Source organism: Vibrio owensii CAIM 1854 = LMG 25443 (genome assembly GCF_000817815.1).
GTDB lineage: Bacteria > Pseudomonadota > Gammaproteobacteria > Enterobacterales > Vibrionaceae > Vibrio > Vibrio owensii.
Window position 1 is genome coordinate 51,866 of the sequence record NZ_JPRD01000014.1, and the last position, 21,311, is coordinate 73,176.

16 protein-coding genes and 1 pseudogene are annotated in these 21,311 nt (G+C 43.9%); 2 read left to right on the forward strand and 15 right to left on the reverse strand.

The window, feature by feature from the left end:
* Position 1: 1 nt before the first annotated feature.
* The 6 genes from H735_RS08005 to H735_RS08030 form a co-directional block, all read right to left on the reverse strand.
* A complete protein-coding gene (locus H735_RS08005) occupies positions 2-952 on the reverse strand; it encodes a hypothetical protein (RefSeq protein WP_020196020.1) in 951 nt (316 codons plus the stop codon).
* Positions 945-4,892, reverse strand: a complete 3,948-nt coding sequence (locus tag H735_RS08010) for an enterobactin synthase subunit F (protein WP_020196021.1) — start codon at positions 4,890-4,892, stop codon at positions 945-947. The genes H735_RS08005 and H735_RS08010 overlap by 8 nt, the downstream gene beginning before the upstream one ends.
* A gap of 33 nt (positions 4,893-4,925) precedes the next feature.
* Entirely contained in the window at positions 4,926-5,816 is an 891-nt protein-coding gene (locus tag H735_RS08015; protein ID WP_020196022.1) for an isochorismatase, read from the reverse strand.
* Positions 5,817-5,884: 68 nt separating this feature from the next.
* Complete coding sequence (locus H735_RS08020; protein ID WP_020196023.1) at positions 5,885-7,504, reverse strand: (2,3-dihydroxybenzoyl)adenylate synthase; 1,620 nt, start codon at positions 7,502-7,504, stop codon at positions 5,885-5,887.
* Positions 7,501-8,721 carry an isochorismate synthase gene (locus H735_RS08025; RefSeq protein ID WP_020196024.1) on the reverse strand — a complete coding sequence of 407 codons (1,221 nt, stop codon included), beginning with the start codon at positions 8,719-8,721 and terminating at the stop codon, positions 7,501-7,503. The genes H735_RS08020 and H735_RS08025 overlap by 4 nt, the downstream gene beginning before the upstream one ends.
* 289 nt (positions 8,722-9,010) lie before the next feature.
* Entirely contained in the window at positions 9,011-10,117 is a 1,107-nt protein-coding gene (locus tag H735_RS08030; protein WP_020196025.1) for a hypothetical protein, read from the reverse strand.
* 92 nt (positions 10,118-10,209) lie between these two features.
* On the opposite strand from H735_RS08030, the gene H735_RS08035 reads away from it, so the two are divergent.
* Positions 10,210-11,001 (forward strand): 2,3-dihydro-2,3-dihydroxybenzoate dehydrogenase, encoded by a 792-nt coding sequence (locus H735_RS08035; RefSeq protein ID WP_020196026.1) that lies wholly within the window; start codon positions 10,210-10,212, stop codon positions 10,999-11,001.
* Positions 11,002-11,024: 23 nt separating this feature from the next.
* Here H735_RS08035 and H735_RS08040 read toward each other — a convergent pair whose 3' ends face one another.
* The 3 genes and pseudogenes from H735_RS08040 to H735_RS08050 form a co-directional block, all read right to left on the reverse strand.
* On the reverse strand, positions 11,025-11,747 hold the full coding sequence (locus tag H735_RS08040; RefSeq protein ID WP_020196027.1) for a transglycosylase SLT domain-containing protein: 723 nt from the start codon (positions 11,745-11,747) through the stop codon (positions 11,025-11,027).
* Positions 11,748-11,957: 210 nt separating this feature from the next.
* Complete coding sequence (locus tag H735_RS08045) at positions 11,958-13,085, reverse strand: HNH endonuclease (RefSeq protein ID WP_009707192.1); 1,128 nt, start codon at positions 13,083-13,085, stop codon at positions 11,958-11,960.
* 20 nt (positions 13,086-13,105) lie between these two features.
* Positions 13,106-13,690, reverse strand: a pseudogene (locus tag H735_RS08050) (class I SAM-dependent methyltransferase); the annotation flags it as partial.
* Positions 13,691-14,240: 550 nt separating this feature from the next.
* Between H735_RS08050 and H735_RS08055 the strand changes: the two are divergent.
* Positions 14,241-14,828: a hypothetical protein gene (locus tag H735_RS08055; RefSeq protein ID WP_020196029.1), complete on the forward strand. Its 588-nt coding sequence runs from the start codon at positions 14,241-14,243 to the stop codon at positions 14,826-14,828.
* Between the two features lie 95 nt (positions 14,829-14,923).
* Here the strand turns inward: H735_RS08055 and H735_RS08060 are convergent, their stop codons facing one another.
* The 6 genes from H735_RS08060 to H735_RS08085 form a co-directional block, all read right to left on the reverse strand.
* Positions 14,924-15,892 (reverse strand): coiled-coil domain-containing protein, encoded by a 969-nt coding sequence (locus H735_RS08060; protein ID WP_020196030.1) that lies wholly within the window; start codon positions 15,890-15,892, stop codon positions 14,924-14,926.
* Positions 15,893-16,094: 202 nt separating this feature from the next.
* A complete protein-coding gene (locus H735_RS08065; RefSeq protein ID WP_020196031.1) occupies positions 16,095-16,694 on the reverse strand; it encodes a DUF6988 family protein in 600 nt (199 codons plus the stop codon).
* Positions 16,695-16,800: 106 nt separating this feature from the next.
* Positions 16,801-17,565: a hypothetical protein gene (locus H735_RS30760; RefSeq protein ID WP_146068427.1), complete on the reverse strand. Its 765-nt coding sequence runs from the start codon at positions 17,563-17,565 to the stop codon at positions 16,801-16,803.
* Between the two features lie 138 nt (positions 17,566-17,703).
* On the reverse strand, positions 17,704-19,071 hold the full coding sequence (locus tag H735_RS08075; RefSeq protein ID WP_020196033.1) for a P-loop NTPase family protein: 1,368 nt from the start codon (positions 19,069-19,071) through the stop codon (positions 17,704-17,706).
* A gap of 764 nt (positions 19,072-19,835) precedes the next feature.
* Positions 19,836-20,204: a hypothetical protein gene (locus H735_RS08080; RefSeq protein ID WP_020196035.1), complete on the reverse strand. Its 369-nt coding sequence runs from the start codon at positions 20,202-20,204 to the stop codon at positions 19,836-19,838.
* A gap of 90 nt (positions 20,205-20,294) precedes the next feature.
* Positions 20,295-21,200, reverse strand: coding sequence for a hypothetical protein (locus H735_RS08085; RefSeq protein ID WP_020196036.1), 906 nt, complete (start codon positions 21,198-21,200; stop codon positions 20,295-20,297).
* Between the last annotated feature and the right edge of the window lie 111 nt (positions 21,201-21,311).

Sequence of the window (21,311 nt, forward strand, 5' to 3'; positions counted from 1 at the left end):
TTTATGTTTTTTGTTCGATGACCTTTTTGATCACCATCTGCTGCCGCTCGTTGACCAGCGGCAGTCGTTGCTCCAAACGTGATTTCCACATTTGCGGCACACTCACACCTTGTGCATCGAGCTGACGGCTTTGTGGTCCTAGATACCAATAAGCATCCACCAGTTTATCCAGTGAGATAAACGCGTAAGGATTGACTGGTGGCTTCTTAGGAATCAAATCAAGGAACGATTTTTTATTCAGTTGCGGTTGAGTGGTGGCATAGATACCATGCTGCGTCTCATTGAGGTCAGTCGGTAAAATGTGTGGCCACACGGACACGTAGCGATCAGCGAACTTCTGTTTCGCCAGATCGCCAAATGTCTTGTGTTTGGACATAAAACCTAACGTAGGAGAACGCTTTAGGATGTGTCTCGCACCAACTAAAACGACGACTCCCTGCTCGTTCTTAGCAAACTGCTTTTCGACCCCTTCGACTAGCGCTTGATCGCGCTGAGCATTGAGCTTGACCAACTCTCCGACATGGGTAATGTCTTGCCAGTGGAAAGAAGGCTCCGTCAACACAACTTTGATCGGGACTTTACGTTGTGCGTTCGCCGCTCTTAACCGTTTGAAGAAATCACCGTAACAAGGATGCATCCAAGCTGGGAACGCAACAGAATCCAGCCAGACAGCGGCCAACTCAGCGTCGGTCACTGCTTCCCCCATCAAATAATTGTTGAGTAATGCCTGATGCTTCGCATTGCCAAACTCGATGAATAAGTGGGAGAAGACTCCGTCCAACTTTGGATTGAGCAGAGTGCTGGTCATTTGTTCGAACAGTTCGGCATACCAATGCGCCTCACCAATCGCCACTACACAACCAGAGGCCAGTTTGGTTTTAAGGAAAGTCAGAGGGGAAATCATCCCCTCCAACTGAGCGTTCGATTTAGCTTGAGTGGATGAATCAAACATCGAATCTCTCTCTTAACTCTTCAACCATGTGAGTACCAATCAGTCGGAGCATATCCGGGCGCATCATGTCGCGGTGAATACAGGCCACATCCACTACTTTGAGATCGCCATCCATGTATTTGAACCAACCATTGCGGTCAAGGAAGGCCTCTTCCGGCGGCTTCTCTGCATTGAAGAACAGCACGTCACCTTGATATTGGTAATCCACCGCATCGCGTACACGCTGGTTGTTGTTGATCACCACCTCAATCATGGCCGTGATGGTTTCGGTACTCAGGTGCGCCATGGACGAACCTGCATCTTGCAAGATATCGATCACCTCTGGCTTGGTGATGCTTGAATGCGCCGCTTCATCAAACTCAACACCGGCCATACGGATCAGTGCGCCGAGCGCTTGCTCTTCTCCTGGTGGATGGATGGTTTGCCACTGCTCAGCTGGGTAAGAATCCAGCAGCGTTACTAGCCCTACTTCTTGGCCTTGTTCTTGTAAGATACCCGCCATCAAGTGAACAATCATGCCGCCAATCGACCAACCCAGAAGATGGTAAGGACCGAAAGGTTGCTCTTCACGAATGGCAGCCACGTAGTCTTCTGCCATTTCTTTCATGCTCTTCGGCAGTGGTGCAGAAGGGTCACCAAGATTACGAGCCTGCACGCCATAGAGCGGAACATTGGATGGGATGATTGGCGTCAGCGCCGCATAACACCAACTTAGACCACCAGCAGGGTGAACACAGAAGATCGCCGCTTTACCTTCACGCTTGCGCAGCGGTAACAGAATGCTCAGCGCATCATCACTTTCACTGCCGTTTAACTTGGCAGCAATGCCAGAAACGGTTGGCGACTCAAACACTGCGGCCAGTGACAGTTCAACACCCATGATCTCTTTCACATGCGCAATCAACTGAGCGGCTAACAATGAGTGGCCACCGAGTTCAAAGAAGTTGTCTTCTACACCAACGGCAGGCAGTTCCAGCAACTGGCAGAACAGCTTACATAAGCGCTCTTCCACCAAGTTGCTTGGCCCTTTCGTACCGACTTGGCCAGATAAATCAGGCTTAGGCAGCGCATTACGATCCAACTTGCCGTTCGGCGTTAGCGGGAAGGTTTCAAGCTCAACAAAGTAACTCGGCACCATGTACTCTGGCAGCGGTTCCGCAAGGTATTTTTGTAGAGCGTTACTATCAATACCCTGCTCTGCATCCTCTGCGGTAACGTAAGCGACCAGACGCTTGTCGCCCTCACTGTATTCCTGAGCCAGTACGGCCACTTGAGCAACACTTGGATGGTTGGCTAAGGCGTTCTCGATCTCTTCCAACTCAATACGGAAGCCTCGGATCTTGACCTGAAAATCACTTCGACCGCAGTATTCAATCGCCCCATCTTCGCGCCAACGAGCCAAATCACCCGATAGATACATACGACTGCCTTGCGGACCAAATGGATTGTCGATAAAGCGCTCTGCCGTTAGCGCTTCTTGCCCGTGGTAGCCTTGCGCTAACTGTCGACCCGCAATGTATAGGTGCCCTACCACACCCGGTGGTACTGGGTTAAGCGCATCATCAAGAAGATAGATTTGTGTGTTCCACACCGGACGACCGATAGGTATCGAGTTACCTTCGGTATTGGCTTCACTCGGCCAGTAAGTCACATCCACGGCAGCTTCTGTTGGGCCATACAGGTTATGTAGCGGAGCGTTGAATTCTTGGTAATAGTGGTTCACTAACTCAATAGGCAATGCTTCACCACTACAGAATACTTGGCGCAAACTTTGGCACAAATTGGCGTCTGCTTGCTGAACAAAGATTTGCAGCATAGACGGAACAAAGTGCAGCGTAGTGATCTTCTCGCGTTGGATAAGATCTTGTAGATAAATCGGATCTTTATGCCCATCAGGTTTGGCGACCACCAAGCAAGAACCAACGATCATCGGCCAGAAGAACTCCCACACAGACACATCAAAGCCTGCTGGCGTTTTCTGCAAGACGCGGTCTTTTCCATCAATTGGGTATTGGTCATGCATCCACAGCAGTCGGTTTATGATAGCGTCATGGGTAACCACAACCCCTTTTGGTTTGCCTGTGGAGCCAGAGGTGTAAATCATATAAGCCGGAGAGTGAGGCTCTGGCTGAACTTGGGGTGGTAACGGCTCCACTACTTTGTAGATGGTAGGCAGCGTTTCGTCATCAACGATCTTCACCTCAACGTCTTCTGGCAACTTGTCTTGCAGTGCCGTGGTAGAAAAGACGAACTTAGGTGAAGAAGACGCCAACATGTAGTGGATACGGCCTTCTGGATAATCTGGATCGACTGGCACATAAACCGCACCTGCAGCCAAAATGGCCTGTTGCACGACGATCAGCTCTTCACTTCTTGGTACACAGACCGCAATGCGATCACCCAATTCAACGCCCTGTGCTGTCAGCCAGTTGGTCAACGAGTAGACTTTCTTTGCTAACTGCTCATAGCTCAGCGTTTGACCTTCAAAAATCAACGCAGGTGAATGAGGGGTAAGAATTCGCTGTCTCGCCATCAGTGCCGCTAGCGTCGTTTCAGGGACGTCGTGCGCTGTATCATTCCAAGTCTCGATGACCTTTTTTTCCTCCCCAGAGAGAAGAATACTCACGTCACTGATTTGACATAACGATGGATCTTGAGCTTGCGCGCTTGCAAAGAAGTCGCTCATAAAGTGGAACAAGCGCTGTTGGTGCTCGTGAATGTCTTTCTCGGAATACAGCTCCGGGTTAGCATCCATATCGATATGAAGCTGGCCGCCGAGTTCATAACAGTAGAACGAAATGTCATCTACCGGACCTGCTGACAAGTTGTGCGCCTTTGACGTTAGCTCACCAAATTTATGCTCATACTCAAACGGCATAATGTTGACCAGCGGACCGAAAAGGTTACGGTTGTCTTTTACCAAGTTGAGCTCTCGGTGCAGCTCTTCATAACGGTAGCTCTGATGACGACGTACTGAGGAAAACTCTTGGTTAACCTGTTTCACCAGCGTCTTGATATCCAACCCTCGTTCAAAGCTCACGCGTACAGGCAAAATGTTTACGCGCATTGCTGGGGTTTGAATCGCTACAGAACCTAAACGCCCCATCAACGGCACACCAAGTACCACTTCATTATAACGAGTCATACGGTGAACATAAGCGGCAATGGATGCGATAAGCACGCTGTACCAGTGGGTGCGACACTGTTTTGCCAGTGATTCCATGCGTTGGAAATCACTCACTTCCATCGCACCTTTTAAGCGCAAGAAATGATCAGACGTGACGGTTGGTTTGCCTGCCAAATTCACCGTATCTGAGTGATCGGCGTAACGTTGTAGATAGAACGCACGGTCTTTTTGGTATTTTTCCGACGCTTTGTAGTCGTCGTCTTCTTTCAGTAAGGCTTGTTGGTCGACAAATTCGATCTTGTCGAAGTGCTCGCCCTTAGCCAGTTGGCCGTAGATATGTGCCACACGTCCCGCGACTAGCGACATGCTGTAGCCATCAATAGCGATGTGATGGAGTGATAAGAACCAGACAAACTGGTCTTCTGAAAGCTTAAGTAAGGCCATGATGAACAACGGGCCTTGCTCTAAATCAACCGGTTGTTTTAGCTCTGCTTTCATCCATTCTACAGCTGCATCTAGCGGTGCATCGTGATTCGAAAAATCGACTCGTTCTACTTGCCAGTTTTGTCTATCAATCACCATGCGAGGACCTTCGGTGGTGGTAACAAACTTAGCGTGTAATGAGTCAACTTCATCAATGGCGGTTTTTACGGCTTCAACAAAGCAAGGTTCGTCTACCTTGCCATCAATCACTAGGTATTCGCCTGTCTTGTAAATTGGGTTTTCTGGGTCACGCAGTTGGGCAAACCAAATCCCTGCTTGGGCATCCGTCAACGGCAGCAATTGTTCCGCTGTATAAGGTAAATCGTACATGTTCATTCCTTTGTCACTCTTCCTCTTGGGCTGTCAAGTCAGCTTCTTCTCGATCAGTTGCCACCAATCTTGCAAACTGGGTTTGGCGGCAAGTTCCATAAAACTCACATCCAATCCCGCTTGTTGCCAATCGCCCACCAGCGACATCATGCGCACCGAATCCAAACCAAAATCGAGCAAGCTGTCATCAGGTGTCATTTCATCAACCGGAACTTCCAGTAGCGCGGCCAATTGCTGGGTAAGGTGCTGTTGAGATTGAGGAATGCTGTAATCACCAGCGGCTAACTCGTCGGCGCTCTCGACTTGAGAAAGCAATTGCTGCTTATCCAGAACATAACCACATCGGCCTGCAACGTAGTTGAGTGCCATTTCGTGGTCACTTTCAGAGAAATCCGCCACGGCATCAGACACCATGAAGGCTTGGATATCGGTCATGAAAGCTTCTGCAGCGGTTTGCAAGCAGCCAATGTGCGCGTAAATACCAACGATGATCAGTTGATCACGGCCTGTTTCATCCATCATGGCTTTGAGTGGTGTGCGCTGGAATGCACTGTAGCGCCACTTGGTGTAAACAATGTCTTGCTCGGTTGGTGCAAGTGCAGGAAAGATGCGTGTAATGCTGTCATCCGCTTTTAAACCAGGTCCCCAGAAGTCGGTCAACAACGCGCGATCTTCTTGTTTTTGGTCACCGGGCTGCGCGGTGTAAACCACGGGGATACCGGCATCAATACACGTCTGTTTGATGGTTTGAATGTTGCGAGTCAGCGTTTGGATCAGCTCGCTTTCCACATCGTAGAAGTTAAGGAAGTATTGCTGCATGTCATGAATCAACAACACAGCGCGTTGTGGGTCTACGGACCAGTTAACGCGGTTTTCTGGAATCGCTTTGGATAACGGATAACCAGAGATAGATGGAATGGCCATTGGGCTTCTCTCCAAAATATTCAAAATTAGCTCAGCACGCCAAAACGTTGTTGGCGACGCAGAGTCAGTTAAACGAGTTCTAGAAGTTTGTTTTTATTGATTTTGCCAACCGGCGTTTTAGGCAACACATCAACAAAAATCACCCGATCGGGAATCTTGAAATCGGCAAGTCCGCGGCCTCTTAGAAAGCGTTTGATTTCAATCGGCTTTGGGTTTTGTTCTGGGCAAACCAAGGCTGCACAGCTTCGCTCACCAAGGTAATCATCGGGAATCGCAATCACCGCGGCATCGTGCACCGAATCGTGTGCGAGTAAGTGGTTCTCTACCTCTTCAGCAGCAATCTTTTCTCCACCACGATTGATCTGGTCTTTGTCGCGCCCAACCACCTGTAAGTTGCCCAGTTCTGTCAGCACAACAATATCGCCAGTGCGGTAGTAACCTTGCTCGTTGAAAGAACGCTGATTGTGTTCTGGTGCTTGGTAATAACCTTGAATGGTGTAAGGCCCTCGAACAAACAAAATGCCTTCTGTTCCTTGTGGAACCGCATTACCCATTTCATCAAGGATTAACAACTCGTCCGCAGAAGACATCGGACGGCCTTGAGTAGAAATGATTTCAGACTCTGGATCATCTAAACGGGTGTAGTTCACTAGCCCTTCTGCCATGCCAAACACTTGCTGCAACGTACAACCAAGTTCCGGTTTGACGCGTTTTGCGGCCTCTTCACTAAAGCGCGCCCCGCCCACTTGCAAAACTTCCAGCGAACGAATGTCATGCTGAGTGCGACCCGCTTCATCAAGCCACAATAAAGCTAATGGTGGGACTAAAGCCGCAACAGTGATTTGATGTTTCTTAATCAAGGCAAACGCGGTTTGAGGTGTGGCATCCGGTGCGAGAACTACTGTGCCACCAGCCATTAAGCAACCTAACGCACCTGGCGAACTAAGCGGGAAGTTGTGCGCGGCTGGCAAGATACAAAGATACCGAGTTTGATCAGAGAACTGACAAACCTCGTTACTGGCGCGAACGCTGTAGAGGTAATCGGTGTGAGTGCGAGGGATCAGTTTTGGCGTTCCCGTCGTTCCACCTGATAGTTGGAAAAACGCGAAGTCTTCTACCTGCTTCTCACTAAGCTCTGCATCCGTTAAAAACAAGCTTTTTAGCTCTTGACCACCGATAGGCATTAAGCTCGTATCACCCGCCCAAACGATATGCTTTAAGCTCGGTAGCTCAGCCGCAACTTGCAGGGCAATCTCTGCGGTATTGACTCCCATTTGAGGAGCGGTAATCAGCGCTTTTGCCTCAGTAAAATGACAAAAGTATCGAATCTCCGAGTAACGGTGCGCGGGCAGTGCCAGAATCGGCTGAACACCAATTTTGAGTAACGCGAAGAAACTCAGATAGAATTCGCCGATATTGGGTAAATGCAATACCGCTTTATCACCCGACTTAAGGTTTAGATTGGCTTGGAATCCTGCAGCAAGCTGATCAACTTGTTCCACTAGGGATTGATACGTCCACTGACGTTCGCCTTCGACTAACGCTGTCTGATCTGGAAATTGGTTTGCACTCGCTTGCAACATTTGCGGGATAGTTTGATCTGTCCAAAAGCCGGCTTGACGATATTGCTCTGCTCGCGCTTCTGGCCAAGGCGTAAACCCTGACGCTTTCATGGCTTGCCGGCTCATTGCACCACCTCCATATTTTCGCGGATCTCAATACCTAACGCATTGAGTACAGTGCGCATCTTGTTACCCGTTTCTTCAAGCTCACTTTGCGGCTCAGACCCGGCAACAATGCCTGCTCCGGCATAAACTCTGAGACGTTTTTTCTCTACCTCGGCGCAGCGGATAACCACCACCCATTCGCCATTGCCACGAGCATCAACCCAACCGACAAGTCCGGTGAAGTAACCTCGGTCAAAGGGCTCAACATTGCTGATGAAATCGTAAGCTTGAGCAGTAGGATAGCCACACACGGCGGGGGTTGGATGCAGTGCACTTGCCAACTTCAGCACACTCGTGTTGGCATCAGACACTGTGCCTTCGATTCGGGTTGATAAGTGCAACATGGCTTTGGTTTCAATCACTGACGGCACCATTGGCACGTACAAGTTATGACACCAAGGTTGTAGCGCTTTTTCGACGGCATCCACCACCACTGCGTGCTCATGAAGATCTTTTGCACTCTCCATCATCAACTCGCCTTGCTGTTGATTCATTGAAGCATTTTCGCTGCGTCGACGAGACCCTGCCAAAGGATTAGAACAAACATGTGGCCCCTTACGAGAGACAAGAAGCTCAGGGCTCGATCCCATCAGGTAAGCGTCAGACTGACTGCCACCAACGCGGGTTGAAAATGTGTAACCACCGGGATTCTGCTTCAGTAAAGTTTTCAAAAAGCGCGCGCGGTCAATCTCTTCTTCCGTATCCACTTGCATGGTGCGTGACAACACCACTTTGTCGAGTTCAACATCTTCTCGTTGGCATTGCTTTGCTGCCAGTTCGACACTACGTTTGTACTCGCTTGGGTCTGGAATCGGTTGAATGGATGATGGAGGACAATCGGCAAAGCCATCGACATCAGAGATTTTATCCGGCCTGATCGGTGACGTCGTGATAAGACGTTCTGGGACAATAAAGTGCACCGGATTGTGTTCAGAAAATGGAATCACACCAACGGCAATCGGGTTCTCATTCCCCTCTTCCTTCGCCGATTCAAGTAATTGGCTGATGTGAGTATCTAACTCTGAGAATCTGACTTGTTGGGTAAATTCTGCAGCAATGCCTTGAGTAAGCAACGTCACAGTGGGTGAGCTAAAGAAGAACGAAGCATCATCCGTATGAGCGTTAAGAAACTCTGTGAGCATAGCGCCGCTTCCCATTGAGTTACGAAGCATAATCATCTCTCAAACTGTATTAAACATAGCGTTCCAAATGAGATTCCTTCTCATTTGAGGAGTGAGACTACACATACAGATTTAATTTATCAAACACTTTTGATAATAATTATCATTCGTATTATTTATAATTTTATAAATTAACTCCTTAGTATTAATACGGTAAAAAGCAAATAATTACTTATAGTTAGCGTTAAATTCATTGTAAAAACTGGTGAACAAAAAACGGCCAACCCTTGTAGGATCAGCCGTCATTCATTCTTTTCATCCATCTAACAGCACAACAAAGCAGAGTTTAGCTGTTGTCGCTGAAGCCGTACTTTTCGTCACTCTGAGATCGGATTTCGTTAAAACGATCTTGCATCTTGCCACCAATCAAATCGACGCGTCTTTGCATCTCATTCACCCAATCTCGGTCTGCCATCACGTCACGAGGAAATACCGTTGTGCGTTGGTTATCTCCAAGGTAAAGAAACGCATCAAATAACTCCCCTACCTGAGCGTCCATCTTGTCCATCGCCGCAAGCTTGTAGCGCGCTTTTGGTAAAAGATCGATAAACCTTAACTCAGCGAGCGGACTCTGCGCGACTTCAAGCAAAGCTGGAGCCTGCACACTGTGAAAAGTTTCCACGACTTCCGGTTCTGTCATTGGCCAAATTAAATACGTGCTATCTGGATACGCTTGCTCCAAACGCGTCGCCAGTGGCCAAGCACTGTCCTGCGTTTTAGCAACATAGTCCTTCGGTGCATTCACCAGATGAAAAGCGCCAAAAATCAACAACGCTTTTTCTTTTTTCGCCATCCGCTCTGCCGCAATTTGATAGAAATGATCCGTCTTATTTTTTGCTGCCTGCTTCCACACTTTCTCGTCTTGGACACCTTGCCAATCAAATGCTGCTTCCGCTAAATGCACCTGAATCTTCTTCCCTTCTGGTAACGCTTCGTTACGCACTCTGATCGTTTTGAAGAAATTAATGTACGCGTCTGGCATCCAAGCCATAAAATAGATCGAACCGCGCAACACTTGATTCAACTGCGCCTCACTGACATCGCCTCCCGCGAGATATTCATCTAAGACAGACTGATATTTTGCGTTGCCAAATTCCACTACGATGTGTGTCACTTGGTCAGAGAACGCCTCGCTAGAAACCAATTCCGTGGCGTAACGCAGAAAAGCATCATTCCAGTGATAATCACCTATCCCAACAAAATTGTGTTGCTTAAATGCGTCAAGAATGGCCGTATCAGCAGGCTTAGCTTGCGCAACCACTTGTTCGATTTTTTGCTCTGGCAAATCCACCTCGGCAAAGTGTGGTAAATATTCACACCCTGCCATTCCAACGAGCCCCACAGCGAGAAGCAATGGCTTGATTTTCCAGCCTAATTTATTCATCAATTTCATGACCTCCTTGTTAACATCATGACAACGATAACAAAAATCATTATCATCTAGCCAACTTTGATTTGATATTTGTATCGCGAAAGGAGATGGAGATGAGTGAAAACCGCTCAGAATTCGACAGCAAATTGTGTCTCGTCACGGGTGCTGGACAAGGGATTGGCCTAGCATGTGCCAAAAGCTTATTAGCTCAAAACGCACGTGTTATCGCTTGCGATGTGACCCAAAAGGCACTCGATGCCCTGCAACAATCTTTGCCAAGCGATCAACAACAGCGAACCACATTGCTCCCTTTCGATTTGGCGGATTCCACTGCTATTCAAAATGCCTGCCGAAAGCTAGAACAAGACCAACTGCTCCCCGATTACATCGTCACTTGTGCCGGAACTTTGCACCTTGAATCCGTTTTAGATCTGCCTTTAGAGGCTCTAAACAAAACCTTGGACGTCAATTTAAAAGGCACGATGCTGCTCACCCAGCAACTAGCAAAAATGCTGGTAAAACACGGCAAGCAAGGCGCAATAGTGGCCGTCGGTTCCAATGCGGCCGATACACCTCGCGTGAAGATGTCTGCCTACTGCACATCCAAAGCAGGCTTGCATATGTGGATGCAATGTTTAGGGTTAGAACTGGCAGAGCATGGCGTTCGCTGCAACATCGTTAGCCCCGGCTCGACCAGAACGCCAATGCAAGAGCAGATGTGGAATGAATCTTATGGCGAGCGAGAAACGATTCAAGGCAACTTAGCATCCCATCGCATGGGTATTCCGTTAAACAAGATTGCCGAAACCAAAGACATCACTAACGCGATTGAATTTTTGCTCAGTGACAAATCAGGCCATATCACCATGCATGATTTGAGAGTGGATGGCGGAGCAACGTTCTGATCCTCCGCCATAAAATGAAAGGATTAACCGTGGAAGTTAGGGTGCATGCCTTTCTCTAGTTTGCGTCGCACCTTGTAAGAAACATCACCCAAGGTAATCTTGCCTGTCTTCTTACGGTCGATCCCGGCGTTCTGGCGATAGGCGATCGACCCTTGTTTGAACAATACATGCGAAGATGGCTTTCCAATTGCCGCCGGATAGAGGATCGCCATATAAACATCTTCTAAACAAGCCATACGATTTCGGTAAGGCATAAAGTACGCTTTGACATAATCGAGCTGTTCAATAGCACTCATTTTGGCCAGTTTCTTAGTGCTGGTTCCCAGAGCTTCTGCCGTCGATGGCATAAACTGAATAAGCCCTGTTGCCCCACTCCCAGAACCATTTTTGATGCTCGGACTAAATGTCTCTGCCGTTTCAAACGCCATGCAAGCCATCAAGTGGTTTGGATCAATATTGAGTTCTTGAGAAATGTCGTTCACTTTGCTTTTGAACTCAGACGAAACGCGATTTCCCCAAGCGAGAGCATCGACAGAAGAGGGCGAAAAAGATGCATGAGAAACATCACTTTTCTTAAGGGATAAAGACGAAGGTGAGAAAATTTTCAGGAATTTCTGATTCTTACGTATCAGGCTGTTAGGAAAGGAAAAAACCTTATCTTTTTTGTGCTTAAGCTTTGTTATTTTTAGTAGCTTATACAAGCGCTTAGAAACCGTTTTCACGATACAACCACATTTGGAAAACATTTCCCAAACTGTAATCCATTTCTTACTTTTTTAATATCAGTATCAATTGTGAAGCATAAAAGTGTGAGGTAGATCTATGAGCTTTATAGAAAACATCACATCAATAAATGGAGTTGTTGGAAAAGTATACTCAGCGTTTTTCTGTACGTTGAAAACAATGAGAGATTTGTTTATGAGTTCAAGCTAAAATGAGTAGTGTTCATTCCGAGTCTAGCGCCCCTTAAACAGCACCCCTCTATGATGGCCAAGGTAATATTTATGGCTATTATGGACGTGAAAAGACATGTCTTCGCGTAGACCAAGAACTTCTGGTTTTTCTAGGTAGCGTGATATTAAAACTTTTCCTTTATCATCAAATGATATGAAACCGAGATCGAATGCTTTATCTAGATTAGGAAGTAGCAATAGTCCGTTGAACTTATCTAATCGTTCTTCGTTGTTGGAATCTCGCCACGGTTTAATATGCGACGCTAACAGTAATTGGGTATTCTTAAACCCGGTAACAGCGCAACCTCCCCACATATCAATGAGCTTGTTTCTAAAATGACCTTGTCCCATTCTGGTGTTTACCAAAATTGTCTTTTCAGTTGTGCTTAGTTGCTTGTCATTCATTACATGCCGGATATCTGCATTCATATCAATTTGGGCTAAGTCAGCGAGAAAGGTGTCGTAGTGAGACAATGCTGCACTATACATACCCTTGCCTTTTATATCGCGCACTTGAAACTCTGGTAACTGCACCGCTTGTTTCTTATAACTCTTAAAGTCTGAATAAGACTTTATTTCTGTGATAGATGCTTCTATTTTTCCGGCATCCATCAACCAGTTAGAAATTGAACCACGGACTGCTCCTAAATAGTTCTTTGCCGTTTTCTCTGATTTGCCCAAATCAAGTAACCATCGATAAAACAATGAAGATAAGTCTGATAAGTTGGAAACAAGCGCTTCTTTCAATTCATTCGAGACTATGTAGCTATTCATATATTCGAATAGCTCATCATCAACGTAAGCGTATGAAATGGCCTTTGATGAGTATCTTTTTGTATTTTCTATGGAATAGCCTTCATTATAAGAGTGATGCCAGAACCCCTCACTTCTCAAAAAGAAAAAAGGGTTCTCAGGTGTGTTTCGATCATTTCCTATTGCTAAGTTTTCGAAGTGATGTGTGAATCGCTCTTTAAGAACAGAATTAAGTTCAATCTTGTTTGAAACGATATGTCCAGCCTGCATCAAATCCATAACGGTAAGAAGCATACATACTTTGTGAGGACTCTTCTTTCCGTTTGAACTATTCACGTTCAAATTACTGAATTTATCTACATAATGTTGAAGAGACACAACTAATCCTTCTCTTACTTTGACACAACCACAGTCTGCCAATGAACGTCATCACGCTTGAGTTGATCGTCACTGTCAGAAACATGCCTAACCATAAGCGCACTGTTCTTTGCCAGCTGTTCTAACTCTTGAACAGAGACAGGATAAGCTTTGCGTCCATCGGTGAACTCACCATGGCGAAGGCTTATAACCAATCGACCATTTGGTGCCAGCAGATTAGAGAGCTTGCGGAAGGCACGCTCACGATGAGACGTCGCAAGGTGCATCCATACCGCACTCACTAAAATAAGATCAAAGCGAAGCCCTAGGTTGGTGGTTTTCTCAAGCACAGGCAAGGAATCGTCAAGCCAAGTAACCGAATCACCTGTCTTAACTTTCCCAAGCTCTAGTAGAGATGCAGCAGGCTCAAGAGCAATCACCTCACAGCCTTGTTCTGACATCCATTTTGCATCTCTCCCAGACCCCGCTCCCACATCCAATACCCGATCGCCAGCATGAGGCCAAAAAGCCTGCCAGCTCGCGTGAACGTTCTCAAACGTCGTCGAGTTATATTGCTCCGCTAATGAGCTCGCATTTTGGTTATAGAAATTGGTGGTTGAGGACATAAAGGTAAGGCTGCAATTGAACTGAACACATAGTAAGTGCTATTGATTGCAAAGACTAGAAGGTAGTGCAAAAGTTGTAGGAAACGTTACGTTAGAAATGCTGTCGCCTAAAACGACAAAACCCCGATAACTCGGGGAGCTATCGGGGTTTTTAAATAAATGGCACGCCCTATAGGATTCGAACCTTTATATAGCATAACGAACTTATCACCCTTTATTTATTTGGCAAAACACATTCTAAAACACAAAAAATAATTCAACAATAACAACTATTTATATAGAAAGTAGAAGCATCACCTTAAATTACCTTAAGAAAAACCACGCGCGCACCGATAGTGCATTCATAGCTGTATGAAGTAGTACATTAAAAAGTCATTTCGAACCGGACATCTGACGTCCCATCTTCAAGTTAGTTCTCAAGAGTGCTAACGTCCATCTCAATTCAATGCTCATTAGGTATCATATACTTCCTTTCATCGACCTCTTACTGTAATGATTAAAAGCAATGCTGGAAAGTTGTTCCAAGCAAGCCTATTGAAAAAGGAAGAAAATGGAAGATTTTGAAAGAATAGTAACTGCTTTAGAACATGATAAATCTATCGCGAGCATCTTTGGTGTCATTTTGTATACAGACTCACATCCATATATAAAGAAAGTTATGAGGGATGAGGACTACTGGAATGCCTTTAACGAAATAACTGGTGAAAAATTCACGGTCCTGTCTGTTAAACCGAAAGCCGGAAGGTTAAACACACCATCTTTCCCCCCGGGCAGTTTGGGGCATATGGTTCCCATTTGGAAAGAGCCAAGAGATAACTACAAGTTAGTTGATGCTTTTGAGTTACAGGATAAAGATACATCACAGTTGCCACTGCTACTTATCTTCACTCGCGTTAAAGATGACGTCCTAAAAATAGAAATAAGCATAACTGAACAAAGCGTAGACTCTGCTTACAACTCAATCAAAGACAGTTTAGAGTTTTGCTCAAAAGTGATCGCAGGCATCTTACCTGAGAACTTAAACAACCCTGAAGGTCTTTATGCCTCGTTTTCTTTACAAAACGACCATCGAGTAAGAATAAATAAAATCAAAAATTGCCTCAAACTCTATACCTTTATTAAAGGACTAATTCCATAATTTATAGTTTAAAGATCTAACAATTCCGACCCGAGGCAATCAGAGTTTGGTGATATGAGGTCAAAACTAGCCTCCTCCACCAAACTCTAAAATGTCTATGCAGAAACAGGTAAAGTAAGAGCTTCCTTATCTGATGATAATTCAGCTTTTGAAAATACAAATTGTTGAGCTCGATCTCGTTGGTTTCTTGCATCTTCCAAAGATGATTTGAGTTCGCTTACAGTTTCCCGCATTGCATCTAGCTCCGCAGTCAACCTCAAGTTTAAACTCATGAGATCGTGATTCTTCAACACATAAGCTGAAAGCTGTTCAGATACCTTGTCAAACTCTTCCGCTTTCAGTTCAGCCTTGATACAACGGCTAGTCATCTCCGTGAGGTCGATGTTTTTTTCTTCAAGGCGCGTATTCATTTTTTCTACAGCATAAGTATGTTCAATAGACCTTTGTTTTAGGTTCTCTTCATTCTCTTCTCTGTATTTTTCCTGTTGTACATTAAGCTCATGAATTTTGCTTTCATGCTCGCCTTTCAATTCTAAAATTGCTTTTGAATGTTCGACAGTGAGTTTATGTACAGTTTCATTGTGCATCGTTAATTGCTGCGCCTGCTGCTCTTGCTTATTTTCAATAGAGAGATTGGCAGCATCTAACTCATTGTTAGCTTTGGTTAATAAGCATCTTGAATTCTCAAGTTGCCCACAAAGGTGCTCTATTTGCTTCTCCATTCCACTGGCAGTGGCAACAGCTTCGTCAAGTTCTCTACTTAGCAGCGACATTTTCTCTTCATCGCTTGCTCTAATCTTAGAAACTTTGCTATCGACTTCATGCAGAAGTGCTTTAACAAAGCTCTCAGACATCTGAGTTTGAGCGATCATTTCTTGCTCTTTTTCTATGCGTTTTGTGTGCCACGAAGTTACATACGGGGTAACAGTCGTATGTGACCACCGCCCCAAACGGGCAGCTACTTTACGCCCAGTAACCGCGGACACTTTAATCCCTTCGCTCACCATTTCGCTACACATTGCCCAAATGATGGTTTGCTTATCTGTCATCGCCTTTTCTGGCATGCTTAACTATCTCTCTCTCGTGAGTTTTACAGTTTACAAGATTGGTCAGTGTAAGGTGTAAAATGTAAACCGTAAAGCGACAAGCGAGAAAAAACCTTATAAAACATAACCTTATATCGGGACGAGTTGCAAGGGTACATTACGTAAAAAACTGAAAAACAAATTCCTAATGAACTAATTTCGAAGAATTATATGTATAAACCTATGTATGCTTTCTTTTTACTACCAGACGCCTGTACGCCTCTAACGTTTGCATTTCCATATTCGCATCACTACCTACTTTGCTGATGTGGATCACAGTGAAGCAAGACAGCAACATAGAATCACTCAATAAATTTTGGACAGTTTCTTCTGGGTATTTACTGGAAATAACCTGTCCCTGAACCCTCATTGCGGCTTGCGCACCTCCGCCATGAGTGAAATCATCCATATCTTTTTTTAGAGAAGATAATAGTTCGAACAAGTGACCTTTATTAAAGTGCTCGGTTGTTTTTAAGTCACAGATAATACGTTTCATCGGAGGTAATTTACTCAACCTTTTAAACTCATTAATTTGTTTTGCGTCGGCACAATACAGAAGCCAGACTCCTCTAAGAAAAGCCTCTTTTTGTGGACGAAAGAGAGCAAAAGCTGAGCCATGATGCCCAGCATTGACCAAATTACAGATACTTACATGATGCTCAAATGCTAAATGTAAAAGAGATACTGCCACCACTTTCACTTCATCACTCTGATCGAACCTCACTGTATTTAAAACTACCTGACAACTTAAACACCACTCTCTTAAACGCTTATTATTCATCGTAATATCACTGTATATAAGTGTGAAGATACTGTAACTCTATAGAACGGCAACAGTATGACTCCTGTCAAAATATTAAGCCTCAAGATTAGTTCATTAACACCTACTACAAATCGTTTTCACAGCGAGTAACTGAAAATGTGTAGGAACCATTACTATATGTTCCGGTGACAATCAAATCCCCACCAAGATAGGCAACCTTTTCATCTTTAAGGAGCTTACAATAGCTATGTTGTTCCATTTCAAAAGTATACGCAAAGCTCTTCGTGATACTTGCAATCTTCTCACTATACTCACCATTCTCGCTTAAAAAAGAACTGGAAATATAGAAAAGTGTTATGCACGCCATCATTCTCCCCATAACTAATGTCACAGATAACTCTTTCACGACCCCACTAAATACTTTTAGTGTTATGACACTCTTCGCAGAGAGGTTTTTAAGTGAAAAAACAGAATTTAGCATTGCGATTGGCATCAGAGGGAAGGTAACAAAAGCTAGTAAAATGCATATAGATAAGGGCATTAACATCACAGAAACAAGCGTTATCGTATACCTAAATGCACTGCTGGGAACTTCCAAGATACTATGCACTGTTGATGATGCAAATGCTAAGTTGAAGGTTGTAACCGCTAAGAGAAGTAAAGCTCCAAGAGCTCTAACGTATATTACTGAACTGAGTATATACGCCGTTTGGTGAACCCAAACAGCTAATCCGTAAACAAAAAAGCCTAAACCAATCCAGTAAAATGGGAATGGGATTAATGAGTTAAAAATACCCAATAGAACTAAACATACAAACCCGAGCACATATGCTGCTTGTTCGTTGTTTAAGGTTGAAATTTTTTTCTTATATGTGGAAACAACTTCCAAACTAGACTCTCACAATTGAAATTAGTGGTTATGTTGTTAGGGAGGCCCCCCTAACAACATAACCACGAGCACAAATACAACGCTGAATATAGCCTGCTCCCCGTTGCGTACCGTGTAAAAAAGCTCTATAAGAGCTAACTAAACTTCCAGACCGTCGAGAGGACAAATAATTTCATCTTTAACTTGCTCAAGATCTGCGTTTTTTAGAAAGAAGTAAAACGTAGAATCTACAACTTTCAATTGACGAGAGTTCGAGTCGTAAGCTATTACTGGTGGGCTTATGCCCTTATTCGCTTGAAGCTCCGGAAGACCTTTGAGTACCGAAGTTAACTGAGAACCCTTTAAACTTTCTTTTCGGTGATGGACTTGCTTGATTCCATGTAGAAGAGCTTCTTTGCTAACCCCACCATTAAAACCATGATATCCAAGCTCAAGCATATGCATGACAATATAGTAAGGTAAAAAATAAGGTAGCGGCTTATCTTTGGAGATTGAAACGCCATTACCACAGGCTATTGCTTCTAAGTTGCGTAAATGCCTTCCAGAATATTCAATCGTTTTAGATTCGATTGCGCGCTCCAAAGCATCAATATCATCTAAATAAATTGAAGTTTGTTGTTTATTGTTTATTCCACTTTCAATACAAGTGTTTTTCAAAAGCTCTTGGAACACACCTACACTCGAAAAAGCATTCGAGATACAATTTTCGAGTAATACGGTCGAAAATTTAATATTTAATAAAGGCTCGCCTTTTCTTGCGATAGTACGGAAATCATCGTCTGACCAAGGTTCTACGGGAATTTCGTAAACTCGGTCTTGAAGCTCACCATTAAACTGAGCAAGGCGGTTAGCTTCCTTCCAAACACCAAGAATGATAAATCGAATCTTTAAATCTTGAAACGTACGTAAATCATAAGCAAACGTTCTTTGTAAGCTCTCAGGTAGATAATGAAAATTTTCTAGAATAATAACTTTTTTATGCCCAACTCGTTGAATTAGGTCAGCAACATCATCTGGCAATTCTAGATTAAACTCTATCTCATCATACTGCTCTTCAGCTTTGACACTTTTATTGCCCTCAACACCGACTTCAACTTTGCCTTTGACCACCATAGCGACAGCACTCTGAATCGAGGCTTTTGAATGCACTTTGGATGTATTACCTGTACCTTCCGTATATGATGTTTTAAGAACGACCCCAGATTTTCTTAATATCGACTGATATACATCTTTCAACGTCGTTTTGGGAGATAGACTAATAAGGATATTGTCCTCATAAGGAATATACTTTTTCACAAGAGCTGTTTTGCCTTGCTTAGACGCTCCATAAACAATAATTTGCTTATCAGTTCTCAATGCGTCAATGAACTTATCATCTACTTGAGGTCTCTCAACATAGCTAGCGACTTGCTTGCCGCTAACTCCGAATACATCTTCAACGTTCACTATTTTTCTAGCCCTTCCATCAATAAGAGCAAACAAAATATCATACCAAAAAAGATTCACTCTGTTGCACACTCAACTCTGTGAGTATACTCACGATCAATGCTAAAACATAAAAAACAACAAACAGATATGCAACAAAGCGATATAGTTTTATAAGTACAATTGCGAACTTTATTGTTTATCTATAACACCGCTACGACATACTACTTGATGTACTTTTAGGAATATGAAGGTCAAAGATAGATATAGGAGGACGTTTTTTTAAGGGCTTACAGTTTTTGGGGCATATTATGCACTATATGTTAAATAGAGGTGTTTAGTCGTTTTTAAGCGCATGTTCACTACATCTCAACCACAACCAGCTCAAAAGTAGACATTAAAATGAACCAAAACGAGTGATTTCCCTAAGTTTTTATCTTTCGATTCGAAACTTAACTTTAATCCATAAGTTTCAAGTTCCGTATCGGCTTTAAATCAATTCGATCCGACAAAAACCACAATTTAGCGTGGTCTCTCAACACGAAAAAAGAGGCGAGATGAACAGATGCAATATTGAGAAGCATAAACTGATTCGAGGTGAAGCTGGGAGTCGGCAAACTCCCAGCTCAGAAAAAGAGAAGTGTGGCTCTCTTTTAGATTACGACAAGGTTATTGTAGCTAATGAAATCTAAACCACTACCTATTATTTATCAACACCTTAATAAAGATGCCAAACAAGCCTCTGACTATTTCAGGAGAGCAAGGACATGCTTTGGGAGCTCTTGAAAAATGGTCACTAGATCAATTACGTGTGATATGAGTACACATTAATCCCATTATTAGAATCACAACTGCTTTCGAAGTTGACTCAATGAGTCACATTTTAGCTCTATCACATCAACACTAACCTCTTGCCCTTCGTCACAAGCTTTTTCTGCATTTTGTAAAATCTGACTTAAAATTGAACGATTGTAAGCAGTCAAGACGTTTTGCATTGCTATATTTACTTGATAAGAAGAGCCACTCAATTGAGGGATCGTTAAGATTCCGTTGTCCAACTCCAGTTCATTTCCGTCGATAAACCCAGATGAAAGACGCCAAAGATCAGGTGATTCAAAACCGCCCGCCCAACTCCCGAAAATTCGATAAACATTTGACTTATTCGCTAGAGAAAGTTTGATACAAACCCAGCCATCAGGCCTATGAATTGCCATGATTAATTCCTTTATTTTTTCATTACAGAGCGTTAAATAAACCAAAGAGCATCGCCGAGATGCCACTAACACGTGATTATTTTCCAATCACTACACACACAATGACTCCATAAAGAAATGCTTCGTGTACTCAATGATGGTTTCTAAATTCTCCCTATCCCAACGAAACTCACTCAAGTGGTACATTAACTCGCTATGTATCGATTCCGACAGCGCGATTACAAACATACGCCCAGCCCCCTCATCCCATGAAACATGACGTTGATGTCTAAATCCTAGTTCTAGCGCACCAGTAACAAAACCTTCAACTTCTACTCTTTCATCAAACTGATGAATAACATTATTAATAGAAAACTGATCTCCTAAGTCCGACATAGCATTCAACACTAACAATTCCGCTAAAAACTCAGAGAAGTGAAGCAATCTGATTTGATCTAAGGTAATTCGGTTTTGAAATCTTGTCGTGACCCGGCTGTTCTCATCCAGAATTCCCTGAACTTTCTCTGCATCTTGGCTCAGGAACGCATGAATAAAAAAATTAGCATCTTCAAGTTGAACATCACGAAAGCTATGGCGAGCTATCGGCTTATACCCATGCTTAAATGTCGAGAATAAACCTATATCGTTAAAGTTAGTGAGTAGTGTTTGCTTATCACAATTTTCTACGTGCTTAGTAGCTGAAGCGATGAATGGAAAGAATACACTGGCTCCAGTTTTACCGACTGATTCGACAAGTGCTTGAGCCAATCTATATTGCGTCGTTTGCGCTCCTTTTCGATTCAATGCATCAACAACTTCAGTCAACACAGGAACCTCCAAAAAAGTCAACTTTTCTCTTCCAAGGTTGAAGATCATATCGCTATAGTTTCTCGCACTAACTAGCTGCGAAAATATATTAAGACAATCTGAAAAAGATGGTTTGATTTCTACGACGTTTGACAATTCAGCGTGAAACTTTCTAGCTGAAATTTGGGATAGTGCTGTCATATCTCTCATGTATAACTCCAGAAACCTTTACCCAATTCACGACTATTAAGGGCTGCAAGTAAAGGTTTGATACATCAATTGATATTAGCAATTTAAGAGTTGATTAGTTTGTAAAAGTGA